The sequence below is a fragment of the Pantoea sp. ABR1s genome (assembly GCF_057812235.1).
The window spans coordinates 2,560,464-2,586,328 of record NZ_CM173823.1; the positions used below are offsets into that span (position 1 = coordinate 2,560,464).

Here is a 25,865-nt window from a genome sequence, read left to right on the forward strand (position 1 = left end):
TTTAGCCGACAAGCGCGGGCTTCTGTTTGTCCGCCCAGCTCAGAAGCTGATCGGTCAGCAATAATTCGCGATTTACCGATGCCACATGCAGTAGCTGCTCGCGACAGCGCATCCACTCCTGGAGGCTGCTGTTGAGCGCGCTGGCTGAAAAGTATCCGGCCAGCAACTGCACCACATCCTGACGATCGATATTACTCAGCCACTGACCTGCATGTTGCTGCCACTTCATTGCATCCAGCAGCAAAGAGAGCAGCCAGCCGATACGCGCTGCCGCGTCGTCGGCGTTCAGCGCAGGCAGCAGTTGCAGGATGTCCTGCTGCAACGCAGCGGACAGCGCATCGCAGAGCTTCTGCCGGGCCTGCCACGTTCCGTTTTCCAGCAGGCTCAGCGCCGCACCGGGTGCACCTGCGCTCAGACGCAGAGCCGCCAGCAGCATCTGTTCGTCGTGCGCAGCGTGCTTCTTCAGCCAGAGCAGGCTTTGTCCTTCGTCCGGCGGCGTCAGATGCAGCGCCATGCAGCGGCTGCGCAGCGTGGCCAGCAGGCGCGAGGGATCGCGGCTGCTGAGGAAGAACCAGCTGTTGGCTGGCGGCTCTTCCAGCGTTTTCAGCAAGGCGTTAGCCGCCGCTTCCGAAAGCTGCGCGGCATCCGGCAGCCAGACCACTTTCGCGCCGCCCTGCTGACCAAAGTGGTACATTTTTTCCGTAACCTGCCGCACCGCATCGATGCCCAGGGTACTTTTGCCCTTCTCCGCTTCAAGCCGATACCAGTCAGGATGGGTATTGGCCTGCATCAGCTGGCAACCGTGACACTGCCCGCAACTTTTCAGGCCATCCCGCTGCTGGCACATCAGCCAGCGGCTCATCCCCCAGACCAGCGCCTCATCGCCCATACCTGCCATCGCCTGGATCAACAACGCATGGTGAGCGCGATTCTCCTGATGCTGGCCAATCACCTGGCGATAAGGCTGATTCAGCCACGGGTACCAGTTCATCACGCCTGCTCCGCCAGCCAGCCATCCAGCGCCGACTGAAGTGACGATGTCACATCGGCCAGTGATTGTGTCGCATCGATGGTGATGATGGTGGGGTCCTCCGCTGCCAGCGCCAGATAGCGCGCGCGGGTGCGTTCAAAGAAACGCAATGACTCCTGCTCAATGCGATCCAGCTCACCGCGCGCACGGGCGCGCTGCAGACCGATGTCGGGTGTCACATCAAGATAGAGCGTGAGATCGGGGCGGAAATCGCCTAACACGGTATCACGCAGCGTCTGCATCAGACCGGCGTCAAGTCCACGTCCGCCTCCCTGATAAGCCTGAGAAGAGAGATCATGACGGTCGCCGATCACCCAGGCACCGCGCGCCAGCGCCGGTTTAATGACCGTTTCCACCAGCTGAACCCGTGCCGCATAGAGCATCAGCAGTTCCGCTTTATCTGTGGCCTGCTCGCCCTCAATACCCTGCTTAAACAGCACCCGCAGCTGTTCTGCCAGCGGCGTTCCGCCAGGCTCACGGGTAAAGACCAGATCGTGAATGCCACGGGCACGCAGCGTGGCGACGATGGCGTCACGCGCGGTGGTTTTGCCGGCGCCTTCCAGGCCTTCAATGACGATAAACTTACTGTTCATTTTTTTCCTTTAGCGTCTGCCGGTATACCTGTACCGCCTTGTTATGGCTGGCAAGATTAGTCGTAAAGGTATGGCCGCCCTTGCCGTCCGCAACAAAGTAGAGATAGTTGGTTTTCTCGGGATGAGCCGCTGCCTGCAGAGAGGCTTTACCCGGCATGGCGATCGGACCCGGCGGCAGACCGTTAATGATATAGGTATTGTAAGCGCTGGCCGTCTCAAGATCTTTGCGGGTCAGCGTCCCGTTATAGCTGTCGCCCATGCCATAGATGACGGTGGGATCGGTCTGTAACCGCATACCGGTGCGCAGGCGATTGATAAACACCGAGGCTACGCGCGCGCGCTCTTCGCTGACGCCGGTCTCTTTCTCAATGATTGAGGCCATGGTCACCAGCTCCTGTGGGGTTTTATAGGGCAGATTATCCGCCCGTCCCTGCCACACCTCAGCAATGGTTTTTTTCATCCGCTCATGAGCGCGCTGCAGCAGCGCCATATCGGTGGTATTAGCCGTGTAGAGCCAGGTATCCGGGAAGAAGTTGCCCTCCAGCTGCTCAGGCTCCACTTTTAGTGCGCTGGCAAGGGTGGCGAACTGATCATCTTTCAGGGTATGCCGGATATAAGGCGCTTTGCGCAGCTCACTCAGCCACTCTTTCAGTCGCTGGCCTTCCACGAACCGCACCGGGAACTGCGCCTCTTTACCGCTGGCCAGCAGCTGTAACAGCGAACGCACCGTCATGGTCGGCTCAAGGCGATAGGTACCCGCCTTGAAGGTCGCCAGTTCCGGTTCCAGACGCAGCAGCGCGCCAAACCAGATACTGTGCGGAATAATCTTCTGCTCTTCCAGCTGCGCTTCAAGTGCGACCCGGCCCGTGCCGGCAGGCAGCGTGTAGATCGTTTCCTGCTGCAGGGTTAACGGGGTGGCCGCAAACCGCTTAACCTGCCAGTAACTCAGCACAGCCGCGAGACCCACGATCGCCAGCAGGCTGACGACGATTTTTTTGCTTCGAATCATGATGCATCCATTATCTTTTCACAGCTTGCGCGCAACTGATTAAACAGCGAACGCTCAGTAAACTCTACCGCTTCTATCTGTCGGACCGGCAGGACCGGCATCAGCGCATTACATATCACCACTTCATCGGCGGCCAGCAGCTGCGCCGGTTCGCTTTTTATTACCTGGCAAGCCTGGCCTTCGGCCGCAAGTTGCGCCATCAGACTTCGCCGCATAATGCCATCCACACCCGACGCTGACAGATCAGGCGTGAAAATTTGCGAGCCCTGACGCCAGAATAAATTGGCCGCACAGCATTCCACCACCCAACCTTCAGTGTCAAGCACCAGCGCCTCGTCGGCGTCTGTCTGGTCAAGATGAGCTCTGATCATCACCTGCTCCAGACGATTAAGGTGCTTGATACCGGCAAACTGTGGGTTTCGTGCCAGACGGATCGGGCTGAGCCGGAGTGACGCGCCACGCTGCTGTATATCGGCGTAGTGTTGCGGCCAGGGCGCCAGCGAGACGATCCGCGTGGATTCACCACAGCCGCGCCGGCTGTAGCCCCGCCCGCCGCTGCCCGCGCTGATAATCACTTTTAGCACCGCCTGGGTTTGTTGCTGCGCGGCCTGTCGCATTTCAGTCTCAAGCTGAAGCCAGTCGACGCCATCAATCCATAATCGCTCACAGCCCTCTTTGAGGCGCTGAATGTGGCTTTCCAGCAGCACGATTTTACCCTGACGCACCGCGGCGGTAGTAAAACAGCCATCCCCAAACTGCAGGCCGCGGTCACTGGCGGCCAGCATCGATTGTTTTAACCCGTTAATCCACATGGTTCTCTCCTGAGCGTGACTCGTGATTTCAGCGCATTCTGCAGGATAAAAAAAGGCCCGCATCGCGGGCCTTTTTAGCAATCAACAACGATTACACTTTACGGAAGATCAACGAACCGTTGGTTCCGCCGAAACCGAAGGAGTTACACAGGGTGTACTCCAGACCGGGAACCTGACGCGCGGTGTGGGGCACGAAGTCGAGATCGCAGCCCTCATCCGGATTGTCGAGGTTAATGGTCGGTGGAATGGCCTGGTCGCGCAGCGCCAGAATCGAGTAGATCGATTCAACCGCGCCTGCCGCACCCAGTAAGTGCCCGGTCATTGATTTGGTCGAGCTCACCATCACGCTGCTGGCTGCTGCCCCAAAGACCGATTTCACCGCCCGCGCTTCCGCTTTATCACCCGCTGGCGTGGAGGTGCCGTGCGCGTTGACATAGCCGATCTGCTCTGGCGTAAGCTGAGCATCGCGCAATGCGTTGATCATTGCCGCCGCGGCGCCTGATCCATCTTCTGGTGGTGAAGTCATGTGGTAGGCATCGCTGCTCATACCAAAACCTACGATTTCCGCGTAGATTTTCGCACCACGTTTCTTCGCATGTTCATACTCTTCGAGTACCACAATGCCAGCGCCGTCACCCAGCACAAAACCGTCACGATCTTTATCCCACGGGCGGCTGGCCGCTTGCGGGTTTTCATTACGGGTTGAGAGAGCACGTGCTGCACCAAAGCCACCGACGCCTAATGGCGTACTGGCTTTCTCTGTGCCACCCGCCAGCATCACATCAGCATCGTTATAGGCGATGATACGTGCGGCATGACCGATGTTATGCACACCAGAGGTACAGGCTGTCGCGATAGAGATGCTTGGACCTTTCAGGCCATACATGATGCTGAGATGACCCGCCACCATGTTAACGATGGTTGAAGGCACAAAAAATGGGCTGATTTTGCGCGGGCCGCCGTTGACCAGTGAAGTATGATTCTCTTCAATCAGACCTAAACCACCGATGCCGGAGCCAATTGCTGCGCCCATACGGCTTGCATTTTCGTCGGTAACAACCAGACCACTGTCCTGCATGGCCTGCATACCGGCCACAATGCCGTACTGGATGAAGGCATCCATCTTGCGCTGATCTTTGCGCGAGATGTAGTCATCACAATTAAAATCTCTTACCAGACCTGCAAAACGTGTTGCATAAGCACTGGTATCAAAATGGTCGATCAGGGTAATGCCGCTCTGACCGGCAAGGAGAGCACTCCAGGTAGACTCTACGGTATTGCCGACAGGAGACAACATGCCAAGACCAGTCACAACTACACGACGCTTAGACACGTTCGTCCTCCAGGGAGGGGAAATAGGGAACTATGTGGGACAAACAAAAAAATCAGGCGGTCGAGCGACCGCCTGAAGATATTCATTAGCCTTTATGGCTATTGATATAGTCGATCGCTGCCTGAACGGTAGTGATTTTCTCAGCTTCTTCGTCTGGAATCTCAGTATCAAACTCTTCTTCCAGAGCCATCACCAGCTCAACGGTATCAAGAGAATCGGCACCCAGGTCTTCTACGAAAGATGCAGAGTTGGTGACTTCTTCCTCTTTCACACCCAGCTGCTCACTGATGATTTTCTTAACGCGTTGTTCGATATCGCTCATACTATTTAATTTCCTATCAAAACTCGCTTTCGCGATGGTTTTCGTAGTGTATAAAATGGTGAAAAAGATGCAACAAAATCCCGGCTGGTCGAACCACGATTTTGCGTTATTTTGCGGTTCTAACCGCAAATAAAGCAAATCATTTCGTGATTTATCAGACCATGTACATTCCGCCGTTGACGTGCAGCGTTTCACCTGTGATGTAGGCTGCTTCGTCAGAGGCTAAAAATGCCACAGCATTGGCGATTTCCTGAGCATCGCCTAAGCGACCCGCAGGAACTTCCGCCAAAATACCGGAACGTTGATCTTCGTTCAGTGCCCGCGTCATGTCAGTCTCAATAAAGCCTGGAGCCACGACGTTGACGGTAATGCCACGTGACGCGATTTCGCGCGCCAGTGATTTGCTAAAGCCAATCAAACCCGCTTTTGCTGCCGCATAGTTTGCCTGGCCCGCATTACCCATAGTTCCAACAACGGAACCAATGGTGATGATACGGCCCACGCGCTTTTTCATCATGGCACGCAGGACCGCCTTGGAAAGGCGGAATACCGATGTGAGGTTGGTATCCAGGATATCCTCCCACTCATCGTCCTTCATGCGCATGAGAAGATTATCACGCGTAATGCCTGCATTATTGACTAAAATATCCACTTCGCCAAATTCAGCACGAATATTCTCTAAAACAGTGCTGATTGAGTCAGCGTCAGTCACATTCAGTAACAGGCCTTTGCCCTTGTCGCCAAGGTAAGCACTGATGGCGTCGGCGCCACTCTGGCTGGTTGCAGTTCCTACCACTTTAGCACCGCGTGCCGCCAGTGTTTCTGCAATCGCACGACCAATGCCGCGACTCGCGCCGGTAACCAGCGCAACTTTACCTTCAAAGCTCATGATTTTCCTCTTATTCCTTACCGAGTGCAGCCGTCAGGGATGCAGTATCGTTAACGGCAGCCGCTGTCAGGCTATCGACAATACGTTTCGTCAGTCCGGTCAGGACTTTACCTGGCCCCATCTCCAGAAGCTGCGTCACGCCCTGTGCTGCCATCGCTTCCACGCTCTCGGTCCAGCGAACCGGGCTGTAGAGCTGACGGACCAGCGCATGGCGGATGGCCGCAGCATCGGTTTCAGCTTTCACATCGACGTTGTTGATCACCGGTACCGCAGGCGCGTTAAAGGTGATGCTCTCCAGCGCCACCGCCAGTTTATCGGCCGCAGGCTTCATCAGTGCGCAGTGAGAAGGAACGCTGACCGGCAGTGGCAAGGCACGCTTAGCGCCCGCTGCTTTACAGGCGGCACCCGCACGTTCAACGGCTTCTTTGTTACCCGCAATAACCACCTGGCCCGGCGAGTTAAAGTTAACCGGTGAGACAACCTGACCCTGCGCGCTCTCTTCACAGGCTTTGCGGATAGCCGCGTCATCCAGGCCAATAATCGCCTGCATCGCGCCAGTGCCTTCAGGCACCGCTTCCTGCATCAGTTTGCCGCGCAGTTCAACCAGCTTCACTGCATCCGCAAAGTTAAGCACACCCGCGCAAACCAGCGCTGAATATTCACCCAGGCTGTGACCAGCCATCAGGGCTGGCTGTTCACCGCCCTGCTGCTGCCAGACACGGTAGATTGCCACGGAGGCGGCTAACAGTGCAGGCTGAGTCTGCCAGGTTTTGTTCAGCTCTTCAGCCGGACCCTGACTTACTAATTGCCACAGATCATATCCCAGCGCGTCAGAGGCTTCACGGAAGGTCTCTTCTACCAGCGGATACGTTGCCGCTAATTCAGTCAGCATGCCCACGGTCTGTGAACCCTGACCGGGGAAAACAAATGCAAATTGCGTCATTTTTCGTTCCTGTCAATCAAAAGCGAACCAGCGCAGAACCCCAGGTGAATCCACCACCAAAGGCTTCCAGCAGAATAAGGTGTCCGGGTTTGATGCGGCCATCACGGACCGCTTCATCCAGTGCGCTTGGCACCGATGCGGCAGAGGTATTGCCATGACGATCCAGTGTGACGACCACTTTATCCATGGTCATGCCGAGTTTTTTCGCGGTGGCGCTGATAATGCGCAGGTTCGCCTGATGCGGCACCAGCCAGTCCAGCATTTCACGATCGAGATTATTGGCCTGCAGCGTTTCATCAACGATGTGAGCCAGCTCGGTAACGGCAACCTTGAAGACTTCGTTGCCTGACATGGTGACATAAGCAGGCTGATCCTGATGCGCACGATCCTGATAAGGCAGCGTCAGCAGCTGTGAATAGCGACCATCAGCATGAAGATGGGTAGAGATGATCCCCTGCTCTTCGCTCTGACCCAGCACGACCGCGCCTGCACCATCGCCAAACAGGATGATCGTGCCGCGATCTTCCGGATCAAGCGCGCGTGCCAGGACATCAGCACCAATCACCAGCGCATGTTTCACCGCGCCATTTTTGATGTATTGATCGGCCACGCTCAGTGCATAGGTGAAACCTGCACAGGCGGCAGCGAGGTCAAACGCCGCGCAGTCTTTGATTTCCAGCATTTGCTGGATCATGCAGGCAGAGCTGGGGAAGGCATGACTGGAAGAGGTTGTGGCGACAATAATCAGCCCAACATCGTTCGCTTCAATGCCTGCCATTTCAAGGGCGCGTTGCGCCGCGCTGAATCCCATGGTGGCGACGGTTTCGTCAGGCGCAGCAATACGGCGCTCGCGGATGCCGGTACGGGTAACAATCCACTCGTCCGACGTCTCCACCATTTTTTCCAGATCGGCATTGGTGCGGATCTGGCTTGGCAGATAACTGCCCGTACCGATAATTTTGGTATACATCTAGGCTTTGTCACTCCTGGCTAATACAGCATCAAGGCGCGCAGCAATTCGCTCGGGAATTTGCTGCCTCACCGCCTGCTCTGCCTGTTCTATGGCCACAGCGAAGGCGTGTTGATTTGCCGCACCGTGACTCTTGATCACTGTTCCGCGCAATCCTAACAGACAAGCGCCATTGTACTGGTCAGGGTGGAGATGCCCGAAGCGCTTCGTCAGACGTTTCTGAATCCAGCGCCCCAGCAACTGAAGCCACCATGACCGTTTTTTACCTTCCCCTGATGACTTCAGCAGAGAAAGAAACATTCTTACCACGCCTTCCATAGTCTTCAGCGTGACGTTTCCGACAAAACCGTCACAGACCATCACATCCGTTTTACCGGTGAGCAGTTCGTTACCTTCAAGGTAACCAATATAGTTGATTTGCGGTGATTCTCGCAGCACTGCCGCGGCGTCGCGGATCGTTTCCAGCCCTTTGGTCTCTTCATGACCAATATTGAGCAACGCGACACGGGGCCGTGCAATACCAAGCACATGCTCAGCCATTACCGACCCCATTACGGCAAACTGCACCAGCATCGCACTGTCTGAGCCCACATTTGCGCCCAGATCCAGCACCACGGTTTTACCCTGTTGCTGGTGCGGTAAAACGGACATCAGCGCCGGACGTTTAATGCCATCCAGCGGTTTTAATAAGAGTGTCGACAGCCCCATCAGCGCACCGGTATTCCCGGCGCTGATGCAGGCCTGCGCACGTCCCTCTTTAACCATCTCCAGTGCCACACGCATTGAGCTGCCGCGACTGTTGCGGATGGCCTGAGCGGGCCGCGCATCACTTGCAATAACCGATTCGGCAGGGATGACCTGCAAACGCCCCATCAGGGAGGAATCCGCTTTGGCAAGCAATGGCATGAGGGTGTCGGGATGTCCGACCAGAAGAAGGAATAGTTCCGAATGAGAGGCCAGTGCCTGCAATGCTGCAGGCACTGTCACGCAGGGACCGAAGTCCCCGCCCATGGCATCAATCGCCAGGGTCAAACGTGTCAAGGTATCGCCTTGCTAAGCAAGAAACTTACTTAACGATAACCTTGCGACCGCGGTAGTAACCGTCCGCAGTGATGTGGTGACGCAGATGAGTTTCGCCAGAAACTTTATCTACTGACAGAGCAGCAGTGGTCAGCGCATCGTGTGAACGACGCATACCACGCTTAGAACGGGTGGGTTTATTCTGTTGTACGGCCATGGACCTTACTCCTATTACTTACGCTTTAAACTGGCTAATACGGCAAATGGATTTGGTTTCTCCACCTCTGCAGGCAGTTTACCAAAGACCATGTCCGCCTCGGACACTTCACAGTGTTCAGAATCGTGCACCGGAACGACCGGCAGCGCGAGAATAATTTCATCCTCGACAACCGCCAGCAGATCGATCTCACCAAACTCGTTGACATCGACCGGCTCGTACGCTTCCGGCAATGCCTCGGCCTGCTCTTCAGAAGAGACAGGGCTGAAGCAGTAACTCACTTTTACGTGATGAGGAAAGGTCTGGTTGCAGCGCTGGCAACGCAACGTCACTTGTACTTCAGCAGTACCCGTCAGTACTGCCAGACGTTGGTTATCAACCGCAAACGACATGGCACAATCCACATCACTGTCCACACTAACGACCGACTCGGCCACACGCTCCACCTGTACAGATGTGTAGACACCCTGATAATCAAGGCGCTTCTGAGCAGTGCGGACAGGGTCCAGCGTTAGGGGTAATTTTACCTTTTGCATAGGGCGCGCATATTAACTTTGTAATGTCATAGAGTCAAAGAAAAAGGCCGTTAAACAGCATCTTTCAACCACTATTCGCATCCAGTGCGGCGCACAGTTTAAAATGACTGTCACCAATTCGCTATCACTATTGAAAAAAAATGACGCCATCGATTCTTTTAGCTTCAACCTCGCCCTTTCGGCAGGCATTACTGCATAAACTGGGCCTGCCTTTTATTACCGCCGCGCCTGAGGTTGATGAGTCACCCCAGCCCGATGAGACCGCTGAAGTGCTGGTAACCCGTCTTGCCGTAGCTAAAGCGCAGGCACTGGCAAAAACGTATCCCAGCCACTGGATAATCGGCTCCGACCAGGTTTGCGTGCTGGATGGCGCTATCGCCGGTAAGCCTCACACGGCTGAGAATGCGCGGGCGCAACTGCGTGCCGCCAGCGGAAAAGCCATTACCTTTTATACCGGTCTGGCGCTATTTCATCCGGTCAGTGGCACGCTGCTGCACTGCTGTGAGCCCTTTGTGGTTCATTTCCGCACGTTGACTGACGCTGAAATCAGCGGCTATGTGGAAAAGGAGCAGCCGCTTCAGTGTGCGGGCAGTTTTAAAAGTGAAGGTCTGGGGATTTGTCTGTTTGATCGGCTGGAGGGACGCGATCCCAATACGCTGGTCGGGCTGCCGTTGATCGCGCTCAATGAGATGTTGCAGCAGGCCGGCATCAATCCTTTAACGAACTGATGCCGGAAAGATTACGCTTTCAGCTGACGCAGCTTAAGCAGGCATTGCTTCAGGCCATCATCCAGTGGCGCTTCGACCCGCATCACTTCGCCAGTGCCGGGATGCGTAAAGGTCAGCGCCGCAGCATGCAGGAAAAGGCGTTTTAAACCGGTTGCCGCCAGCTGACTGTCAAACTCACGTTCTCCGTAGCGATCGTCGAAGGCAATGGGATGCCCAGCATGCAGCGTATGGACGCGAATCTGATGGGTACGACCGGTGACCGGGCTCGCTTTCACCAGCGTGGCAAACTCGAACCGCTCTTCTACTTTAAAGCGGGTTTCTGAGGCTTTGCCTTCGCTGCTGACGCGCACCACGCGCTCACCGCTCTGCAGAATGTTTTTCAGCAGCGGCGCCTGAACCACCTTCAGGTGTGACGGCCAGTTGCCGCGCACCAGGGCCAGATAGTCTTTCTGCATCCCCTTTTCGCGCAGTTGCTCATGGAGGGAACGCAGCGCCGAACGCTTTTTAGCGACCAGCAGAATGCCGGAGGTGTCACGATCCAGGCGATGCACCAGCTCCAGAAAGCGTGCTTCCGGTCGCAGGGCACGTAACCCTTCAATTACCCCGAAGCTGAGTCCGCTACCGCCATGTACGGCTGTGCCGGAAGGCTTGTTCATCACCAGCAGCGACTCATCCTCAAAAAGGATGGCATCGGCCAGTGACGCCACTTTCGCCAGTTTGGGGGAAACGGCATCTTCATCGCGTTCCGCTACCCGAACCGGCGGAATGCGCACCTCATCGCCCTCCTCCAGCTTATATTCTGGCTTGACGCGCTTTTTATTCACCCGCACCTCGCCTTTGCGAACGATGCGATAAATCATGCTTTTGGGCACACCCTTGAGCTGGGTGCGCAAAAAGTTATCAATGCGTTGTCCGGCATTTTCAGCCGTGATGGCGACAAAATGTACGCCGGGATTCTCTGTTTTCATGGCGGCGATTCTAAATAGTGTCCCCTGATAGCGCCACCCCTTTTTCTGTGCTTAACTCTGGAGTTGATGTGACGGCAGGTCGCCTCTCTGCTGGCTTTTTCAGCAAAGCGCTGTTTTGTCCGACACATTAGCGATTTAAATGTAAAGAAACTTCACAAGCTGGCTAAAGTCGCCTTGCTATATGAAGGTTAGCAATGGAATAATGCTTGAGTTTCTTACCTGAACCATTTCAGGGCAGAAAAAGAGCGAAATTGTCATTTTGCCGGATTGAGCAGACACGCAGCAATGGCGTAAGACGTAATGCGAAATCAGGCACTTAGCGGGCTGCGGGTTGCGGCCTGGACAACAGTATGGGATGCACGGGTTTTCTTTATTCTCTCAGGCATTTCCACTATCTGGTGCTGTTTTCCCTTATGAAAAACAGGCCACCGACGTTATTTGCGCCCCTCGCGCGGTCGACAGCCGTGAGGTTGACGACATTGCACTAAGTCACGGGGCCATCGGTTGATACTCGTCCAGGGTAACTATGCCCGCAGCTGTAATCACTCATGAAAGAATAACGAGTAAGTCACGATGAAAAGAATGTTAATAAACGCAACTCAGCAGGAGGAGTTGCGCGTTGCCCTGGTTGACGGTCAGCGTCTGTACGATCTGGATATTGAAAGTCCTGGACACGAGCAGAAAAAAGCCAACATTTACAAAGGTAAAATCACTCGCATTGAACCCAGCCTTGAAGCTGCGTTTGTCGATTACGGCGCAGAGCGTCACGGTTTCCTCCCGTTAAAAGAAATCTCCCGCGAATACTTCCCCTCCAGCTATAACGCGCATGGTCGTCCGAATATTAAAGACGTGCTGCGTGAAGGTCAGGAAGTCATTGTTCAGATCGATAAAGAAGAACGCGGCAATAAAGGCGCCGCGCTGACCACCTTTATCTCTCTGGCGGGCAGCTATCTGGTACTGATGCCGAATAACCCACGTGCAGGCGGTATCTCTCGCCGTATCGAAGGTGACGATCGTACCGAGCTGAAAGAAGCCCTGTCGGCGCTGGAACTGCCGGAAGGCATGGGCCTGATTGTCCGTACTGCGGGCGTCGGTAAATCAGCCGAATCGCTGCAGTGGGATTTAAGCTTCCGTCTTAAACACTGGGAAGCGATCAAGAAAGCCGCTGAAAACCGCCCTGCTCCGTTCCTGATCCATCAGGAAAGTAACGTGATTGTGCGTGCCTTCCGCGACTATCTGCGTCAGGACATCGGTGAAATCCTTATCGATAACCCGAAAGTACTGGAACTGGCGCGTCAGCATATCGCTGCGCTGGGCCGTCCGGACTTCAGCAGCAAAATTAAGCTTTACACCGGTGAAATCCCGCTGTTCAGCCACTATCAGATCGAATCGCAAATCGAATCCGCTTTCCAGCGTGAAGTCCGCCTGCCTTCCGGTGGCTCGATTGTGATCGACAGTACCGAAGCGCTGACCGCTATCGATATCAACTCAGCACGTGCAACACGCGGCGGTGATATCGAAGAGACGGCGTTCAACACCAACCTTGAAGCGGCCGATGAGATTGCTCGTCAGTTGCGTCTGCGTGACCTGGGCGGCCTGATCGTTATCGATTACATCGATATGACGCCGGTACGCCATCAGCGCGCGGTTGAGAATCGTCTGCGTGAAGCTGTCCGTCAGGACCGCGCCCGCATTCAGATCAGCCACATTTCACGTTTCGGCCTGCTGGAGATGTCCCGTCAGCGTCTGAGCCCGTCATTAGGTGAATCCAGTCATCACGTCTGCCCACGCTGTAGCGGCACCGGCACCATCCGTGATAACGAGTCACTGGCGCTGTCGATCCTGCGTCTGATTGAAGAAGAAGCGCTGAAAGACAACACCAAAGAAGTTCACGCCATTGTTCCGGTTCAGGTGGCCTCTTACCTGCTGAATGAAAAACGTGAAGCGGTTAACGCTATTGAAACACGCCAGGGTGGCGTGCGGGCTATCATCGTTCCTGATGACAAGATGCAGACCCCACACTACTCCGTGCTGCGCGTGCGCAAAGGCGAAGAGACGCAGACCCTGAGCTATCATCTGCCGAAGCTGCATGAAGCCGAAATGGCGATGCCGTCGGAAGAGGAACATGCTGAACGTCGTCGTCCTGAGCAGCCTGCTCTGGCCGCGTTTGTAATGCCTGATGCGCCTCCGGCACCGGTAGAAGTTGAGCCAGAAGCGCAACGCGCTGAAGCCCAGCCAGCCGCAAAATCAGCACCTGCTGTGGCTGCGCCTGCTACCGTCAGCACCGGCTTCTTTGGCCGTCTGCTTGGTGGCCTGAAAAAAATGTTCGCAGGCGAAGAAACCCCTGCCGCCGCACCCGTGGCCACTGAGGTTGCAGAACCGCAGAAAGCGCCTGAAAGCGAGCAGGAAAACGGCAACGGCCGTGGCGAGCGCCGCAGCAACAATAACAACCGTCGTAACAATAATCGTCGTGAGCGTACGCCGCGTAACGGAGATAACGCGCAGTCGCGTGAAGGCCGTGAACCACGCGAAAACCGTGAGCCTCGTGAAAACCGCGAACCTCGTGAAAGTCGTGAACCGCGCGAAAGTCGCGAGCCACGTGAAAATCGCGAGCCGCGCGAGGGTAACGATAATCGCCGTAACAAGCGTCAGTCCCAGGCTGGTGAAGTGCGTGAAGAGCGTCCGGCACTGAGCGAAGAAGCGCGCCAGCAGCGTGATGAGCAGCAGCAACAGCGCCGTGAACAGCGTGCTGAGCGTCAGCGTCGTCGTCAGGAAGAGAAACGCGCCGGTGAAGAAGCCGCCAAAGTGGCAGAGCAGCCAGTAGTGGTAGCCGACGTTCCGGACGTGACCGAGCCGCAGGATGATGAGCGCGTACAGGTTATGCCGCGTCGCAAGCCGCGTCAGCTGAACCAGAAGGTGCGTGTTGATGATAACCGTCCACCTATGCCAGCCGAAGCCAGCGACTTTGCCCAGCCGGCTGAACTGCGTCAGCCTCAGCAGACAGACGTGGCTCAGCCGCAGCCTGAGTTCCAGGCACCGCAGGGTGAAGAGCAGGATGACAACGACAACCGTGATAACGCCAATATGCCGCGTCGTTCACGTCGTTCGCCTCGTCATCTGCGCGTCAGCGGACAGCGTCGTCGTCGTTACCGCGATGAGCGTTATCCGACTCAGTCAGCAATGCCGCTGGCCGCTGCAGCTGCATCACCAGAGATGGCATCCGGTAAAGTCTGGATCCGTTACCCGGTGAGCCAGGCCAGCGAAGAGCAGGTTCAGAATGTGACTCACGAGACGCCAGCGTACAACCGCGAAGAGACAGCAGACGCCGCCAGTGCGCTGCCCGTTGCTGCCGCAGTTGAATCTGTTGCTCTGGAAGCGCCAGTGCAACAGGCCGAGCCGCAGGCAGAAACGCCAGTGCCGGTCGTGAACACTGACGATACCCGTGCTATCGACGCGCCGGTTGACGAGCAGCCTTCCGTTGTTCCGGCGGCAGAGGAAGCAAAAGCGGAAGCGGTAGCAGCTGAAGCCGTGCCTGCTGAGCCTGTCACCGAAGCGCCGGTTGTGACACCTGCGGTTGAGACTGCACAGCCTGCAGCGGTTGCAGAAGAAGCACAGCCTTCAGAGGTTGCTGAGCAATCGGCTACCGACGTCAGCGAAGCGATCGCAGCAGAAGTTGAAGAAGTTCTGAATGCGCCGGTGGCTGCTGAAGCTGAAACAGCGCCAGTTCGTGAACCCCATGCTCCGGTGGCCGCACGCGATGTCGCCCCTGCAGCACCGGTGACTGCGGCCGAACCTGTTGCATCAGTGCCTGCAACGGCATCCGAGCCTGCAACGGCATCAGTGCCGAATGACGGTACGCGCTGGAAGCATTTTGCCTCTGCGCCGATGACTAAAGCGCCGGCGCCAGTCTGGCAGTCAGAACCGGCACCGCACAGTGACTGGGTGCGTGCACCTTATGAGTTCGACGGTCGCGGTTCTGCGGGTGGTCATAGCGCCACACATCATGCCACTGCCCCGGCGACCAAGCCGTAACGCATAAGCTGTTGTGAACTGAACCCCGGCCTGCAAGCCGGGGTTTTTTTATGCCTGCGATTCTGCCCGCCAGCGGACAGAGGATAATTAACCTCCCCTCCTCGTTTATCAGGAATCAGGAAAGTGCGTGTGTGCGTGTGTGCGTGAAAGCGTGAAAGCGTGAAAGCGTGAAAGCGTGAAAGCGTGAAAGCGTGAAAGCGTGAAAGCGTGAAAGCAAGACTGACATGCGAGCTGACTGTCGCTGTAAATCAACCCGGTTTAATTTCTATGGTTCCCGCCACCGGCTGAATCGCAGGCAAAAAAATCCCACCCTCCTTTAGCGGGAGGGTGGGAAAAAGTAAGCGCATCCGGTTAAAGTACGCTCAAAATTTCAGGTCAGACTACGAGTTCATCTGGAACAGCGACATCTTAGACATGTCGGTAAAGGTCTTATAGGACGCCTGTAGTGCCGTCTGCTGCATGGTGTAGTTAGAAGCTGCTTCGGTTAAATCCACGTTAACCAGGTCACTCATCTGCGAGCTGTAAATCACACTACGGTCATCGCCCTGGGCATTCAGCGTATCGATCTCACCAAGCTGGGTACCAATCTCAGAACGCACGGTTAAGACATTATTCAGCGAGTTACCCAGGCCACGGTTGGTTTTATCCATCGCCGCCTGGAAGGTCTGTTTGGTTGCGGCGTCAGCATCATCCTGCGGCACTTTCAGTGCAGCAATGGCGCTATCCAGCATCTTAAACACATTCGTTTCGCTGGCACTGCCATCCGGCTCTTTGGTGGCATTGCCAGAGATCGCCATAAAGATATTGTCACCGGTATGGCCCACGGTCATGGTACGGCTGGTATCGACCTTCTGAGTGATCGCCTCAGTGCCGCCTGCATAGCCGACGCCGGTGCCTGCCGCATCCACAAATGGCGCACTGTCAGTTTTATAACCGGCAAAAATATAGCGGCCATTGGCATCCTGGCTGTTTGCCTGGTTCAGCAACTGGGCGCGGATACCCTCCAGCTGGGTAGCAATCGAACCACGGTCATCGTCGCTCAGCGTACCGGTTGAACCGTTGACGATCAGCCCTTGGGCAGCAATGATCCCATCGGTGACGCCTTTCAGCGTATTCTCTTCCAGTGAGAGACCCTGCTCGGCAAAGGTACGCGCCAGCGCATACTGCTTGCCCTGCTGCTGGGTTTGTGACAACACGACAGCACGAGACGCGGCAATCGGATCGTCCGAAGGATTATTCACACGGCGGCCGCTGGAGAGCTCCTGGCCTGATTTCAGCCAGGAGGCCTGTGAGTCAGTGATGCCACGCACCTGCTGCTCAAAAATCATATTTGTACTGATTCGCATGTTATCTCCTGCCCTTAGCGAATATTGATCAATGCATTAAACACGGTGCTGGCAGTCTGCAGCACCTGCGCATTGGCCATGTAATATTGCTGATATTTGGTCAGGTTGGCGTACTCCTCATCGAGGTTTACCCCAGAGACCGATTGCTGGCGCTGGGTCAGCTGACTGACCACGCTTTTCTGAGTGGTGCTGGTGGTTTCCAGTGAACTGGTTTTGTTACCCACGCTGCTGACGATGGTGGCGTAGGCCTGAGACAGCGTGGCGTTACCGCCGACCAGTTTCACATCCTGCAGATTCAGCAGTTTTTGCGCATTACGGTTATCACTCTCACCGCCGACAGCACCCGCGGCGGCCACCTGCGATTCACTGGTGATCGCGACTGACATATCGTTGATGGCGTTCTGGACCGGCTTCACCAGGAAACTGTCTTTGGCAGCAGGTGCAGGCGTGCCGGCGACGGTCAGTTTCAGGCCGTCAAAGCTCAGCGTGGTGTTGCCACTGGCATCAGTACCTGGCGTGATGGTAACGGCCGTACTGTCTGAGGCGCGGGTTGCGGTCCAGTTATTGCCGTCATAACTCACGGTGTAATTGGATGCTTTCAGTGCACTGGTATCGGTCCACTCAGCGGTGACGGACGCGGCGGTGCTGTTTTTACTGTTGCCCACCACGATCGGGCTGCCGATATTAAAGAAATCGACGCCCTGATTGCCTTTGCTATCAAAGCCCTGCTTGTGGACATCGTTGAAGCTGGTGGTAAACGCCGCCGCTAACTGACCCAGCTGGTTCTGTGCCAGATCCAGATCCTGAGTACGGAACGCCAGCAGACCGCCCAGCGAACCGGTGGTGATCAGCTTCTCCGGGATCTCGACGTTGCCCGCCTGCTTATCGACATAGCCGATGGTAGTGCGTGTTGGATCGCTGCTGGAAGGCATCGCCACCAGATCGTGAGATTTGTCGCCGTTCACCAGCGTCAGGCCATTGGCCATCGCAACCGTGTAGCCGCCATCCTGCTGCGATACCGTCACACCAACCACGTTATTCAGGGTATTCACCAGCTGATCGCGCTTATCGAGCAGATCGTTAGGTGCGGCACCGTTTGCCGTGCTCAGTTTGCCAATCTGTTTATTCAGATCGGCAATCTGGCTGGTGAGGGTATTGACCTGCTTGATGCTGGAATCGACATCGGCATTGACGCTGTTCTGCATATTGTTCAGGTATTGCGCTGATGTCTGGAACTGGCTGACCAGCCCCTGCGCATTGCTGAGCATCGACTGACGCGCCGACGGATCGTTGGCGTTGCTGACCACGTTCTGCAGGTTAGTAAAGAAGCCCTGCAGCGAGGTCGACAGGCTGGTAGTCGAGGTCGACAGCAGATCGTCAATGTTAGAAATCTGGCTGTGCTGGGTGCTTACCGCGCTGTAGTTCGCGCTGGAACCGCGCAGCTGCGTAGCAATAAACGCATCATATTCACGTTGTACACCGGTGATATTCACGCCGTTACCATAATAGCTATTGCCCTGCAGGGTACTGTTCGCCTGCGCCAGTACCGTGGTCTGACGTGAATAGCCCGCCACGGTGTAATTGGAAATGTTGTTACTCGTGGTGCTCAGAGCGGCCTGCGCGGCACTCAATCCGCTCATCGCGGAGTTAATTATGCTGGACATCTCGGTTCCTTACGTTCCCCGTCAACCGGGCTGGCAGACATCAAAGTGGGCGCCAGCAGGCGAAAACGCTTCTGGCTATAGGGATGTTATCGGCTTGCTAAAGTGAAACTTGAGGCGCAATGATCAGAACAGGTCGCCCATATCCTGACTGTAAGCTTTGACGACTTTGTCGCCCATACTTTTGAATTGCTGAATCATTCCCACCAGCTTTTGCGCATATTTTGGATCGGTGGCATAACCGGCCGCCTGTAAGGCCTGCGCACCCTGCTCTGCGCTTGAGGCGTTCGTCACCGCCGCATAGCGTGGGTTTTTGGTCAGGAGTTTGACGTAGTCGGTCAGCGCCTCGAAATAGGAGTTATAGACGCGGAAGCTGGCACGCACTTTCTTCGCTTCGCCCTGCTCATATTCGGTGGTCATGATATCGGTGGTGTCACCTTTCCAGTCGCCGCTGGCTTTAATCCCGAACACGTTGTAGCTCGGTTTGCCGTCGCGGGTCAGGATCTGACGCTGGCCCCAGCCCGACTCCAGCGCAGCCTGCGCCAGAATCAGGTGATGAGGAATGCCACTCTGCTGGCTGGCAGCCTGCGCCGGCTGCGTCAGCTGGGCGATAAACTCGCGGCTGTCACTGGGCAGACCCGTCGGTGAAGCGACCGGCGGAAGACGCGGCATTGCCTTACGCACAATCTGCTCCAGCTGCTGCGCCGGCAGTGGTGTTGCCCCGCTGGTGCTGAGAATAAAGCTGTTATCCAGCTTCATCGGCACCGTACCGGCTTTTTCATCCGGCGCGGTGGCGGGCTGCATCTGTTTGACGATGGTTTCCGCCAGGCCGAGGCCACGTTTCCCCATCTCCTGTGCAATCTGCTGGTCATACATAGAGGTAAAGAGTTTGGTCTGCTCGTTGCCCATAATGCCGTCCTGCGGCAACGCCTCGCGCATACTCTTCAGCATCATCTGTACAAACATCCCTTCGACCTGACGCGCCACCTGCAACGCTTGTCCTTTCGGATCGTTGCTGGCCTGCCGTTTCAGTTCATTCAGGGAACGGCTGTCGAAAGCCGAACTCGTCAGAGATTGCATATCAGCCATCAGATAATTTCCAGTTTGGCACGCAGACAGCCGGCACTCTGCATCGACTGCAGAATTGACATCAGTTCGATAGGTGACGCACCCAGCGCATTCAGCGCACGCACCACGTTGTTCAGGTTGGCGCTGGCGTTGACGCGTTGCAGCGCACCGCCGGTCTGGCGCAGATCGATCTGAGTCTGCGTCGTCGCCACCGTCTGACCACCGGCCAGTGGGGTATCAGGCTGACTGACGTTCTGCTGCTGGTTAACCGTCACCGACAGGTTGCCCTGCGCGACCGCACACTGATTCAGCGTCACTTCACGGTTCATTACCACCGAACCGGTACGGGAGTTGATGATGACTTTGGCATCTTCAACCGGGATCGACACATTAATGTTCTGGATCTCAGCCAGCAGACGCACCTGCGCACCATTATTAGGCGATACGCGGATCTGCACGGTACGGGCATCCAGCGGCTGCGCTGCGCCGTAGCCGCCACGGGCGTTAATGGCATCAGCAATTCGCTGCGCCATCGAGAAATCTTCGCTGTTAAGCTGCAGATTAATGGTGTTCTGCGTACCAAAGTTGCTCTGCAGTTCACGCTCAACGGTTGCACCGCCGGTGATACGGCCACCGTTCAGCTGGTTAACCTGAACACTGCTGCCGCCCGCTGACGCACCCGCGCCACCGACCAGGATATTACCCTGCGCCAGCGCATAAACCTGGTTATCGACCCCTTTCATCGGCGTCATTAACAGCGTGCCGCCTCGCAGGCTTTTGGCGTTACCCAGTGACGAGACCACCACATCCAGGTTCTGTCCCTGACGGGCAAACGAGGGCAGTTTAGCGGTGACCATGACGGCCGCCACGTTCTTTAACTGCATGTTGGTCCCGGTGGGAACGGTAATACCAAGCTGCGACAGCATGTTGCTCACTGTCTGGGTAGTAAATGGCGTCTGGGTAGTCTGGTCACCGGTGCCATCCAGGCCCACGACCAGGCCGTAGCCCAGCAGCTGGTTATCACGAACGCCCTGTACCGTGGTTAAATCACGAATCAAATCGGCTTTTGCCAGCAGGCTGACGCCCAGCAGCAGCGCCAGCCCGGCGCGTAACAGCGTTAACTTTTTCATTGAAACCTCTTACATCGGCGAGATGTTCAGGAAGAAACGCTGGAACCAACCCATGGTCTGCGCCTCATTGATGTAACCATTTCCGACGTACTCAATACGTGCATCGGCGACAGCGGTAGATAACACGGCGTTACTGGCGCTGATGGTGCGTGGGTTGACCACGCCCGAGAAGCGAATGAACTCCGTGCCCTGATTAATGGCGATCTGTTTTTCACCGACCACGTGCAGGTTGCCGTTTGACAACACCTGATCCACGGTGACGGTAATGGTGCCGGTAAAGGTGTTATTGGCGGATGCGCCGCCTTTACCTGCGAAATCATTTTTGCCTTCGGCGCTGAGGTTGGCTTTTTCACCACCTGCACCCACCAGGCCTGCCAGACCGGTCGGCACCGCGCTCACACCAAAGCTGTTGCTGCCATCGCGGCTGGCATTGGCTGAGGAGCTCTTGCTGGCGCTGACGTTTTCCTGCAGCGTAATGGTCAGGGTATCGCCAATGTTGCGTGGACGGCGATCCTCAAACAGCGGCTGATAGCCGTAGTTAAGCGGCGCGACGCCCTGGAATATAGAGCCGTTGACCACCGGTGGCGCGGACGGCATTGGTTGCGCTGTAGTTGCACCTTCGACCAGCGGGGTACGCGGGACCAGGGCACATCCGTTGAGAGTTAGCAGCAACGAGGCGACTAACCAATGTCCAGGCTTGAGAATCTGTTGCTTCGCCACGGCGTCACGACCTTATTAATGTCTGTCATTCAGGCCAGCACGGGCTGGCCCTGTTCGGGATTAAAGCTGAGTTAATTTCGCCAGCATCTGATCAGAGGTACTGATCGCCTTGCTGTTGATTTCGTAGGCGCGCTGCGTCTGGATCATGGTGACCAGCTCTTCCGCTACGTTAACGTTCGAGGTTTCGGTATAGCCCTGATAGAGCAGGCCCGCGCCGTTCTGGCCTGGCGTGCTGTCTGTCGGAGCGCCCGATGCCTGCGTTTCCTTGTAGAGGTTTTCACCCACGCTATCGAGACCGGCGTCATTCATAAAGGTGCTTAGGGTTAACTGACCGACCTGCGCGGCCTGGGCCTGCCCCTGCTGCGTTACGCTGACCACACCGTCACGCGACACCGTGATGCTGGTGGCGTTAGCCGGAATGGTAATGCCTGGCTGTACCGGGAAACCGGAGTTGGTCACCAGCTGGCCGTTCTGATCAACCTGAAACGCGCCGTCACGGGTATAAGCAGAGGTGCCATCCGGCATCTGAATCTGAAAATAACCCTGGCCGTTAATGGCGATATCTTTTGAGTTGCTGGTCTGCGACAGGTTGCCCTGCGTATGCAGACGTTCAGTGGTCACCGGACGTACACCGGTACCGATCTGCAAACCCGATGGCAGCGTTGTCTGTTCTGATGACTGGGTGCCCGGCTGGCGCATGGTCTGGTACATCAGATCTTCGAACACGGCACGTGAACGCTTAAAGCCGTTGGTGCTGACGTTTGCCAGGTTGTTGGCAATGACGTCCATGTTCATCTGCTGCGCATCAAGACCGGTCTTAGCGATCCATAAAGAACGAATCATGTTGTTATCCTCGTGCCTTAGCCCATGCTCAGGAGCTGGTTGGCTTTTTGTTCATTTTCGTCGACGTTGGTGATGACTTTCATCTGCATCTCAAAACGTCGGGCGTTGGCGATCATATCGACCATGGTTTCTACCGGTTTGACGTTGCTGCCTTCCAGCACGCCAGGCATCACCTGCATGGTGGCATCAGCCTGCAGCGCGGCACCGCGGGTCGCCTGCGTCGACGCAGTAGGCCGGAACATGCCGTCATCACTGCGCTGCAGCTCCTGCCCGGTTGCCCTGACCAGCTTCAGCTTGCCCAGCTGAACCGTGGCGTTCGGTGAATCACCGGCATTCAGCCCGGTGATCGAGCCGTCGGCTGCAATGGTGATTTCAGTGCCCTGCGGGATCACAATCGGACCGCCATCGCCCATCACAGGATTGCCCTGAACCGTCAGCGTACCGGTCGGACTGATTTGCATATTGCCGTTGCGGGTATAGGCTTCGCTGCCGTCAGCGGTACGCACCGCCAGCCAGCCATCCTGCTGCACCGCCACATCGAGCGGACGCTCGGTGTAATCCATCGCGCCCTGACTCATGTCGGCGCCCGGTGTCGAGGCGGCGACCAGCGTACGGGTTGGCAGCGACCAGCCACTCACCGGCACGGCGCGCAGCGCATTCAGCTGCGCACGAAAACCCGGTGTAGAGGCGTTGGCGAGGTTGCTGGCGGTAACCGCCTGCTGATCCAGCGTCTGGCTGGCCGCGCCCATCGCGGTATATATCGCGTGATCCATATGGCAATCCTGTTAGCGAATTAACGTAAGTTAACCAGCGTGTTGAGAATCTGGTCCTGAGTTTTGATGGTCTGCGCATTCGCCTGATAGTTACGTTGCGCGACGATCATGTTCACCAGCTCTTTACTCATGTCGACGTTGGAAGATTCCAGTGCGCCAGCCGTCAGTGAACCAAAGGTGCCGGTATTCGCCAGACCGATTGCTGCCTGACCGGATGCACTTGACGCAGACCAGACGTTGTCACCCTGAGACTGCAGACCTTCCGGGTTAGAGAAGCTCGCCAGGACAATCTGACCCAGCAGCTGGGTTTTCTGGTTTGAATAACTGCCGGTGATGGTGCCGTCATCATTGATCGCGTAGCTGGTCAGATCGCCAGGTGCATAACCATCCTGGGTCGGGCTGCCAAAGGTGGTGCTGCCGGTGTTCTGCTGCAGGCTGCCCAGCATGCTCAGGTTGATTGGCTGATTGGCGACTGCGCCATTCGCTCCGCCCACGTTCAGCGTCAGGCCGACGGTGCCATCGGTCGTCGTGCTGACGACAGCGCCGGTGGCATCCAGCTTAGAGACGCTGGTCAGCTTACCGCTGGTGTCAAACGCCATTCTGAAGTCACCCGCTGAACTGCCGGTGTTGCCATCAATGGTACGCACGGTCCAGCTGTTGCTGGTGGTGTCTTTCACGAAATACATGTCGAGCGCGTGGTCATTACCCTGCGAGTCGAACACGGTTGCCGTGGTTTTCTTGTTGTAGCTGTCTGCGTTCGCCGTCGAGAAGGTGGCCACAGATGGCGTTTTGTCCGTTGAGTTCAGGTTGGCAACCAGACCGGCGGTAGTGGTCGCACGGGCTGACATCTGCTCGGTAGGAATACGCAGCGCCACCGGGTTAGCACCTGCCTGGATAGTGGCCGGTGAACCGCTGGCCGGATAGCCGGTCACGTTCAGACCCTGGGTGTTGACCAGGTTACGGTTGGCATCCAGCGTTAACTGACCATTGCGTGAATAGAAGACGCCGCCGCTGCTGTCGGTCATACGGAAGAAACCGTTACCGCTCAGCGCAACATCCAGGCCACGGCTGGTCGTGGTGGTGGCGCCGTCGTTAAAGTTCTGGATTACCGCAGCAACTTTGGTACCGAGGCCGACGTTAGAACCGGCAAACATATCGGCAAACGCGATGGTGCTCGATTTAAAGCCCGCAGTGGCGGAGTTGGCAATGTTGTTACCGATGACATCAAGGTTACTTGAAGCAGCACCAAGGCCGCTGACCGCTTGGGAAAATGACATGTGTTTGTTTCCTGTCTACAGGTTAATCAGAGAATCTGACGTACGTCGTCAAGGGTGGCGGAGCCCATGGTGCCGAGATCCAGTTTTGTGGTGTTGTTCGCAGTACTCACCCCATTGACGTAGGCGTAGTTAAGCGGTTGTGCCACCAGTTGTGTGTTGCCATTGCTTGCGGCAATCGCAACGCTGTATTTACCATCCGGGGCGACAGAGCCATCTGTCAGCTTGCCGTCCCACGAGAAGGTGTGCACGCCAGCGCTCAGCGCGCCCAGATCGACGGTGTCGATCACCGTGCCACTGGCATCTTTAATGGTGGCCGATGTGCCGGTTGAAGCGGAGGCCAGCTCAACGCCAAATGGCGTTGTGGTGCCGTTGCCTACCAGAACCTGTCCGCCATTGACCATTACGCCATGCCCAATCAGCGTGGAGCTCTGCAGCGACTGGCTGGTGCTGATCTGGCCGGAGATCGATCCCAGCGTGGTATTCAGTTTTTCAATGCCGCTCAGGGTATTGATCTGTGCCAGCTGCGTGGTGAGCTGGCTGTTATCCATTGGATTGGTTGGATCCTGGTTCTTTAACTGCGTCACCAGCATGGTCAGGAACTGATTCTGTAGATCCTGCGCATTGTTGCCGGTGCCACTGGTGTTAGAAGAGCTAAGGACCGTGGGGTCCAGTCTTTCGTTAACGCCTACCGCGATAGCCATAATTTTTCTCCGTTATTGCCCGATCGTCAGGGTTTTCATCATCATCGACTTCACGGTGTTGAGCACTTCGACGTTGGCCTGGTAGCTGCGTGACGCCGACATGGTGTTGACGCTTTCAGAGACCACATCCACGTTCGGCATCTTCACGTAGCCTTTGGCATCTGCCATCGGATTGCCCGGGTCATAGACCAGCTTGGCAGGTGTAGGGTCATCCACGACTCTTGCCACTTTCACGCCGCCGGTGGCTGAGCCTGGCGCCGCATCGGTCTGGAAAACCACCTGCTTTGCCACGTAAGGCTTGCCATCGGGGCCGGTGACGCTGTCGGCGTTCGCCAGGTTACTGGCACTGACGTTTAATCGCTGTGATTGCGCGGTCATCGCTGAACCGGCAATGTCAAAAATATTCAGCAAGGCCATAATTATTGTCCTTGTAACACGCTCATCATGCCTTTGATCTGGCTACTGATGAGGGTGAGGTCGGTTTGATATTTCAGGCTGTTATCCGCGAACTGCGTACGCTCACGGTCCATATCTACGGTGTTGCCGTCGGCAGAAGGCTGGTCAGGAATGCGATAAAGCATATCCATCGATGGCACGCCGTTTGTCTGTGCTTCAATGTGGCGAGCTGACGTGACTTTTAACGCCATGCTGCTGCCTTCCGCACGACCATTGGACATCACCCGACTCAGCTCGCTGGCAAAGTCGATATCCCGGGCCTGATAACCAGGGGTATCGGCGTTGGCAATATTTGACGCCAGGATCTCCTGACGTTGAGCACGCAGGTTGAGGGCCTCCGTACCAAATTTCAGCGCCGCATCCAGTTTGTCGAGCATGTTTCCTCCGCGTATGAGAATTTCGAGCTCGCAGCTTAATTTGAAAATGCAAGGGGTCATCGTCTGAATAAGGCCTCAAATGACCGCTATTTTGACAATTAAGGATTTTTC

General features: G+C 56.2%; 26 protein-coding genes. 2 read left to right on the top strand and 24 right to left on the bottom strand.

What is annotated here, in order from left to right:
* Window position 1: 1 nt before the first annotated feature.
* The 12 genes from holB to yceD all read right to left on the bottom strand — a co-directional run bounded on the left by holB (window position 2) and on the right by yceD (window position 9,674).
* Entirely contained in the window at window positions 2-991 is a 990-nt protein-coding gene (holB, locus tag ACXKZD_RS12000) for a DNA polymerase III subunit delta' (protein ID WP_488981630.1), read from the bottom strand.
* Window positions 991-1,623: a dTMP kinase gene (tmk, locus tag ACXKZD_RS12005; RefSeq protein WP_488981631.1), complete on the bottom strand. Its 633-nt coding sequence runs from the start codon at window positions 1,621-1,623 to the stop codon at window positions 991-993. The genes holB and tmk overlap by 1 nt, the downstream gene beginning before the upstream one ends.
* Window positions 1,613-2,632, bottom strand: coding sequence for a cell division protein YceG (gene yceG, locus ACXKZD_RS12010; protein ID WP_158131835.1), 1,020 nt, complete (start codon window positions 2,630-2,632; stop codon window positions 1,613-1,615). The genes tmk and yceG overlap by 11 nt, the downstream gene beginning before the upstream one ends.
* On the bottom strand, window positions 2,629-3,444 hold the full coding sequence (gene pabC, locus ACXKZD_RS12015; protein WP_061901578.1) for an aminodeoxychorismate lyase: 816 nt from the start codon (window positions 3,442-3,444) through the stop codon (window positions 2,629-2,631). Before pabC ends, yceG begins: the two co-directional genes overlap by 4 nt.
* A 91-nt stretch (window positions 3,445-3,535) precedes the next feature.
* On the bottom strand, window positions 3,536-4,777 hold the full coding sequence (fabF, locus tag ACXKZD_RS12020; protein ID WP_010246329.1) for a beta-ketoacyl-ACP synthase II: 1,242 nt from the start codon (window positions 4,775-4,777) through the stop codon (window positions 3,536-3,538).
* A gap of 85 nt (window positions 4,778-4,862) precedes the next feature.
* Window positions 4,863-5,099, bottom strand: a complete 237-nt coding sequence (acpP, locus tag ACXKZD_RS12025; RefSeq protein ID WP_003849865.1) for an acyl carrier protein — start codon at window positions 5,097-5,099, stop codon at window positions 4,863-4,865.
* 154 nt (window positions 5,100-5,253) lie between these two features.
* Window positions 5,254-5,988 (bottom strand): 3-oxoacyl-ACP reductase FabG, encoded by a 735-nt coding sequence (gene fabG / locus ACXKZD_RS12030; protein ID WP_010246337.1) that lies wholly within the window; start codon window positions 5,986-5,988, stop codon window positions 5,254-5,256.
* A 10-nt stretch (window positions 5,989-5,998) separates the two neighbouring features.
* Window positions 5,999-6,931, bottom strand: a complete 933-nt coding sequence (gene fabD, locus ACXKZD_RS12035) for an ACP S-malonyltransferase (protein WP_010669852.1) — start codon at window positions 6,929-6,931, stop codon at window positions 5,999-6,001.
* 16 nt (window positions 6,932-6,947) lie between these two features.
* The gene (locus ACXKZD_RS12040) at window positions 6,948-7,901 is read right to left on the bottom strand and encodes a beta-ketoacyl-ACP synthase III (RefSeq protein WP_010246341.1); all 954 of its coding nucleotides are present in this window, start codon (window positions 7,899-7,901) and stop codon (window positions 6,948-6,950) included.
* Window positions 7,902-8,942, bottom strand: a complete 1,041-nt coding sequence (gene plsX, locus ACXKZD_RS12045; protein ID WP_022625870.1) for a phosphate acyltransferase PlsX — start codon at window positions 8,940-8,942, stop codon at window positions 7,902-7,904. It abuts the gene before it with no gap.
* Between the two features lie 25 nt (window positions 8,943-8,967).
* The gene (rpmF, locus tag ACXKZD_RS12050; protein WP_003849870.1) at window positions 8,968-9,138 is read right to left on the bottom strand and encodes a 50S ribosomal protein L32; all 171 of its coding nucleotides are present in this window, start codon (window positions 9,136-9,138) and stop codon (window positions 8,968-8,970) included.
* A 14-nt stretch (window positions 9,139-9,152) separates the two neighbouring features.
* Window positions 9,153-9,674: a 23S rRNA accumulation protein YceD gene (gene yceD, locus ACXKZD_RS12055; protein ID WP_010246346.1), complete on the bottom strand. Its 522-nt coding sequence runs from the start codon at window positions 9,672-9,674 to the stop codon at window positions 9,153-9,155.
* A 140-nt stretch (window positions 9,675-9,814) separates the two neighbouring features.
* Here yceD and ACXKZD_RS12060 point away from each other — a divergent pair, with 140 nt between their 5' ends.
* Entirely contained in the window at window positions 9,815-10,402 is a 588-nt protein-coding gene (locus tag ACXKZD_RS12060) for a Maf family protein (RefSeq protein WP_022625871.1), read from the top strand.
* Window positions 10,403-10,413: 11 nt separating this feature from the next.
* On the opposite strand, the gene rluC is transcribed toward ACXKZD_RS12060, so the two are convergent.
* The gene (rluC, locus tag ACXKZD_RS12065; protein ID WP_010246350.1) at window positions 10,414-11,370 is read right to left on the bottom strand and encodes a 23S rRNA pseudouridine(955/2504/2580) synthase RluC; all 957 of its coding nucleotides are present in this window, start codon (window positions 11,368-11,370) and stop codon (window positions 10,414-10,416) included.
* Between the two features lie 573 nt (window positions 11,371-11,943).
* Between rluC and rne the strand changes: the two genes are divergently transcribed.
* A complete protein-coding gene (rne, locus tag ACXKZD_RS12070) occupies window positions 11,944-15,402 on the top strand; it encodes a ribonuclease E (protein ID WP_488981632.1) in 3,459 nt (1,152 codons plus the stop codon).
* A 380-nt stretch (window positions 15,403-15,782) separates the two neighbouring features.
* Here the strand turns inward: rne and flgL are convergent, their stop codons facing one another.
* The 11 genes from flgL to flgB form a co-directional block, all read right to left on the bottom strand.
* On the bottom strand, window positions 15,783-16,748 hold the full coding sequence (flgL, locus tag ACXKZD_RS12075) for a flagellar hook-associated protein FlgL (protein WP_022625873.1): 966 nt from the start codon (window positions 16,746-16,748) through the stop codon (window positions 15,783-15,785).
* A 14-nt stretch (window positions 16,749-16,762) separates the two neighbouring features.
* Window positions 16,763-18,412 carry a flagellar hook-associated protein FlgK gene (gene flgK / locus ACXKZD_RS12080; protein ID WP_010246355.1) on the bottom strand — a complete coding sequence of 550 codons (1,650 nt, stop codon included), beginning with the start codon at window positions 18,410-18,412 and terminating at the stop codon, window positions 16,763-16,765.
* Window positions 18,413-18,535: 123 nt separating this feature from the next.
* Window positions 18,536-19,498: a flagellar assembly peptidoglycan hydrolase FlgJ gene (gene flgJ, locus ACXKZD_RS12085; protein WP_010246357.1), complete on the bottom strand. Its 963-nt coding sequence runs from the start codon at window positions 19,496-19,498 to the stop codon at window positions 18,536-18,538.
* Window positions 19,498-20,607: a flagellar basal body P-ring protein FlgI gene (locus ACXKZD_RS12090; protein WP_010669845.1), complete on the bottom strand. Its 1,110-nt coding sequence runs from the start codon at window positions 20,605-20,607 to the stop codon at window positions 19,498-19,500. Before ACXKZD_RS12090 ends, flgJ begins: the two co-directional genes overlap by 1 nt.
* A 9-nt stretch (window positions 20,608-20,616) precedes the next feature.
* Window positions 20,617-21,327 (bottom strand): flagellar basal body L-ring protein FlgH, encoded by a 711-nt coding sequence (locus ACXKZD_RS12095; protein ID WP_029518984.1) that lies wholly within the window; start codon window positions 21,325-21,327, stop codon window positions 20,617-20,619.
* Window positions 21,328-21,387: 60 nt separating this feature from the next.
* Window positions 21,388-22,170, bottom strand: a complete 783-nt coding sequence (gene flgG / locus ACXKZD_RS12100) for a flagellar basal-body rod protein FlgG (protein ID WP_003849881.1) — start codon at window positions 22,168-22,170, stop codon at window positions 21,388-21,390.
* Window positions 22,171-22,187: 17 nt separating this feature from the next.
* Window positions 22,188-22,943 carry a flagellar basal body rod protein FlgF gene (locus tag ACXKZD_RS12105; RefSeq protein ID WP_010669843.1) on the bottom strand — a complete coding sequence of 252 codons (756 nt, stop codon included), beginning with the start codon at window positions 22,941-22,943 and terminating at the stop codon, window positions 22,188-22,190.
* A gap of 20 nt (window positions 22,944-22,963) precedes the next feature.
* Window positions 22,964-24,220, bottom strand: coding sequence for a flagellar hook protein FlgE (gene flgE, locus ACXKZD_RS12110; RefSeq protein ID WP_022625876.1), 1,257 nt, complete (start codon window positions 24,218-24,220; stop codon window positions 22,964-22,966).
* A 26-nt stretch (window positions 24,221-24,246) separates the two neighbouring features.
* Window positions 24,247-24,921, bottom strand: a complete 675-nt coding sequence (gene flgD, locus ACXKZD_RS12115) for a flagellar hook assembly protein FlgD (RefSeq protein WP_010669841.1) — start codon at window positions 24,919-24,921, stop codon at window positions 24,247-24,249.
* A gap of 12 nt (window positions 24,922-24,933) precedes the next feature.
* Window positions 24,934-25,338, bottom strand: coding sequence for a flagellar basal body rod protein FlgC (gene flgC / locus ACXKZD_RS12120; RefSeq protein WP_013357440.1), 405 nt, complete (start codon window positions 25,336-25,338; stop codon window positions 24,934-24,936).
* Window positions 25,339-25,340: 2 nt separating this feature from the next.
* A complete protein-coding gene (gene flgB, locus ACXKZD_RS12125; RefSeq protein ID WP_009090882.1) occupies window positions 25,341-25,754 on the bottom strand; it encodes a flagellar basal body rod protein FlgB in 414 nt (137 codons plus the stop codon).
* Window positions 25,755-25,865: the final 111 nt, after the last annotated feature.

Excerpts from the sequence above, each read along its gene's own strand:
- holB (WP_488981630.1), bottom strand. The coding sequence starts at position 991 with ATGAACTGGTACCCGTGGCTGAATCAGCCTTATCGCCAGGTGATTGGC.
- tmk (WP_488981631.1), bottom strand. The coding sequence starts at position 1,623 with ATGAACAGTAAGTTTATCGTCATTGAAGGCCTGGAAGGCGCCGGCAAA.
- yceG (WP_158131835.1), bottom strand. The coding sequence starts at position 2,632 with ATGATTCGAAGCAAAAAAATCGTCGTCAGCCTGCTGGCGATCGTGGGT.
- pabC (WP_061901578.1), bottom strand. The coding sequence starts at position 3,444 with ATGTGGATTAACGGGTTAAAACAATCGATGCTGGCCGCCAGTGACCGC.
- acpP (WP_003849865.1), bottom strand. The coding sequence starts at position 5,099 with ATGAGCGATATCGAACAACGCGTTAAGAAAATCATCAGTGAGCAGCTG.
- fabG (WP_010246337.1), bottom strand. The coding sequence starts at position 5,988 with ATGAGCTTTGAAGGTAAAGTTGCGCTGGTTACCGGCGCGAGTCGCGGC.
- fabD (WP_010669852.1), bottom strand. The coding sequence starts at position 6,931 with ATGACGCAATTTGCATTTGTTTTCCCCGGTCAGGGTTCACAGACCGTG.
- ACXKZD_RS12040 (WP_010246341.1), bottom strand. The coding sequence starts at position 7,901 with ATGTATACCAAAATTATCGGTACGGGCAGTTATCTGCCAAGCCAGATC.
- rpmF (WP_003849870.1), bottom strand. The coding sequence starts at position 9,138 with ATGGCCGTACAACAGAATAAACCCACCCGTTCTAAGCGTGGTATGCGT.
- yceD (WP_010246346.1), bottom strand. The coding sequence starts at position 9,674 with ATGCAAAAGGTAAAATTACCCCTAACGCTGGACCCTGTCCGCACTGCT.
- ACXKZD_RS12060 (WP_022625871.1), top strand. The coding sequence starts at position 9,815 with ATGACGCCATCGATTCTTTTAGCTTCAACCTCGCCCTTTCGGCAGGCA.
- rluC (WP_010246350.1), bottom strand. The coding sequence starts at position 11,370 with ATGAAAACAGAGAATCCCGGCGTACATTTTGTCGCCATCACGGCTGAA.
- rne (WP_488981632.1), top strand. The coding sequence starts at position 11,944 with ATGAAAAGAATGTTAATAAACGCAACTCAGCAGGAGGAGTTGCGCGTT.
- flgL (WP_022625873.1), bottom strand. The coding sequence starts at position 16,748 with ATGCGAATCAGTACAAATATGATTTTTGAGCAGCAGGTGCGTGGCATC.
- flgK (WP_010246355.1), bottom strand. The coding sequence starts at position 18,412 with ATGTCCAGCATAATTAACTCCGCGATGAGCGGATTGAGTGCCGCGCAG.
- flgJ (WP_010246357.1), bottom strand. The coding sequence starts at position 19,498 with ATGGCTGATATGCAATCTCTGACGAGTTCGGCTTTCGACAGCCGTTCC.
- ACXKZD_RS12090 (WP_010669845.1), bottom strand. The coding sequence starts at position 20,607 with ATGAAAAAGTTAACGCTGTTACGCGCCGGGCTGGCGCTGCTGCTGGGC.
- flgG (WP_003849881.1), bottom strand. The coding sequence starts at position 22,170 with ATGATTCGTTCTTTATGGATCGCTAAGACCGGTCTTGATGCGCAGCAG.
- ACXKZD_RS12105 (WP_010669843.1), bottom strand. The coding sequence starts at position 22,943 with ATGGATCACGCGATATATACCGCGATGGGCGCGGCCAGCCAGACGCTG.
- flgE (WP_022625876.1), bottom strand. The coding sequence starts at position 24,220 with ATGTCATTTTCCCAAGCGGTCAGCGGCCTTGGTGCTGCTTCAAGTAAC.
- flgD (WP_010669841.1), bottom strand. The coding sequence starts at position 24,921 with ATGGCTATCGCGGTAGGCGTTAACGAAAGACTGGACCCCACGGTCCTT.
- flgC (WP_013357440.1), bottom strand. The coding sequence starts at position 25,338 with ATGGCCTTGCTGAATATTTTTGACATTGCCGGTTCAGCGATGACCGCG.
- flgB (WP_009090882.1), bottom strand. The coding sequence starts at position 25,754 with ATGCTCGACAAACTGGATGCGGCGCTGAAATTTGGTACGGAGGCCCTC.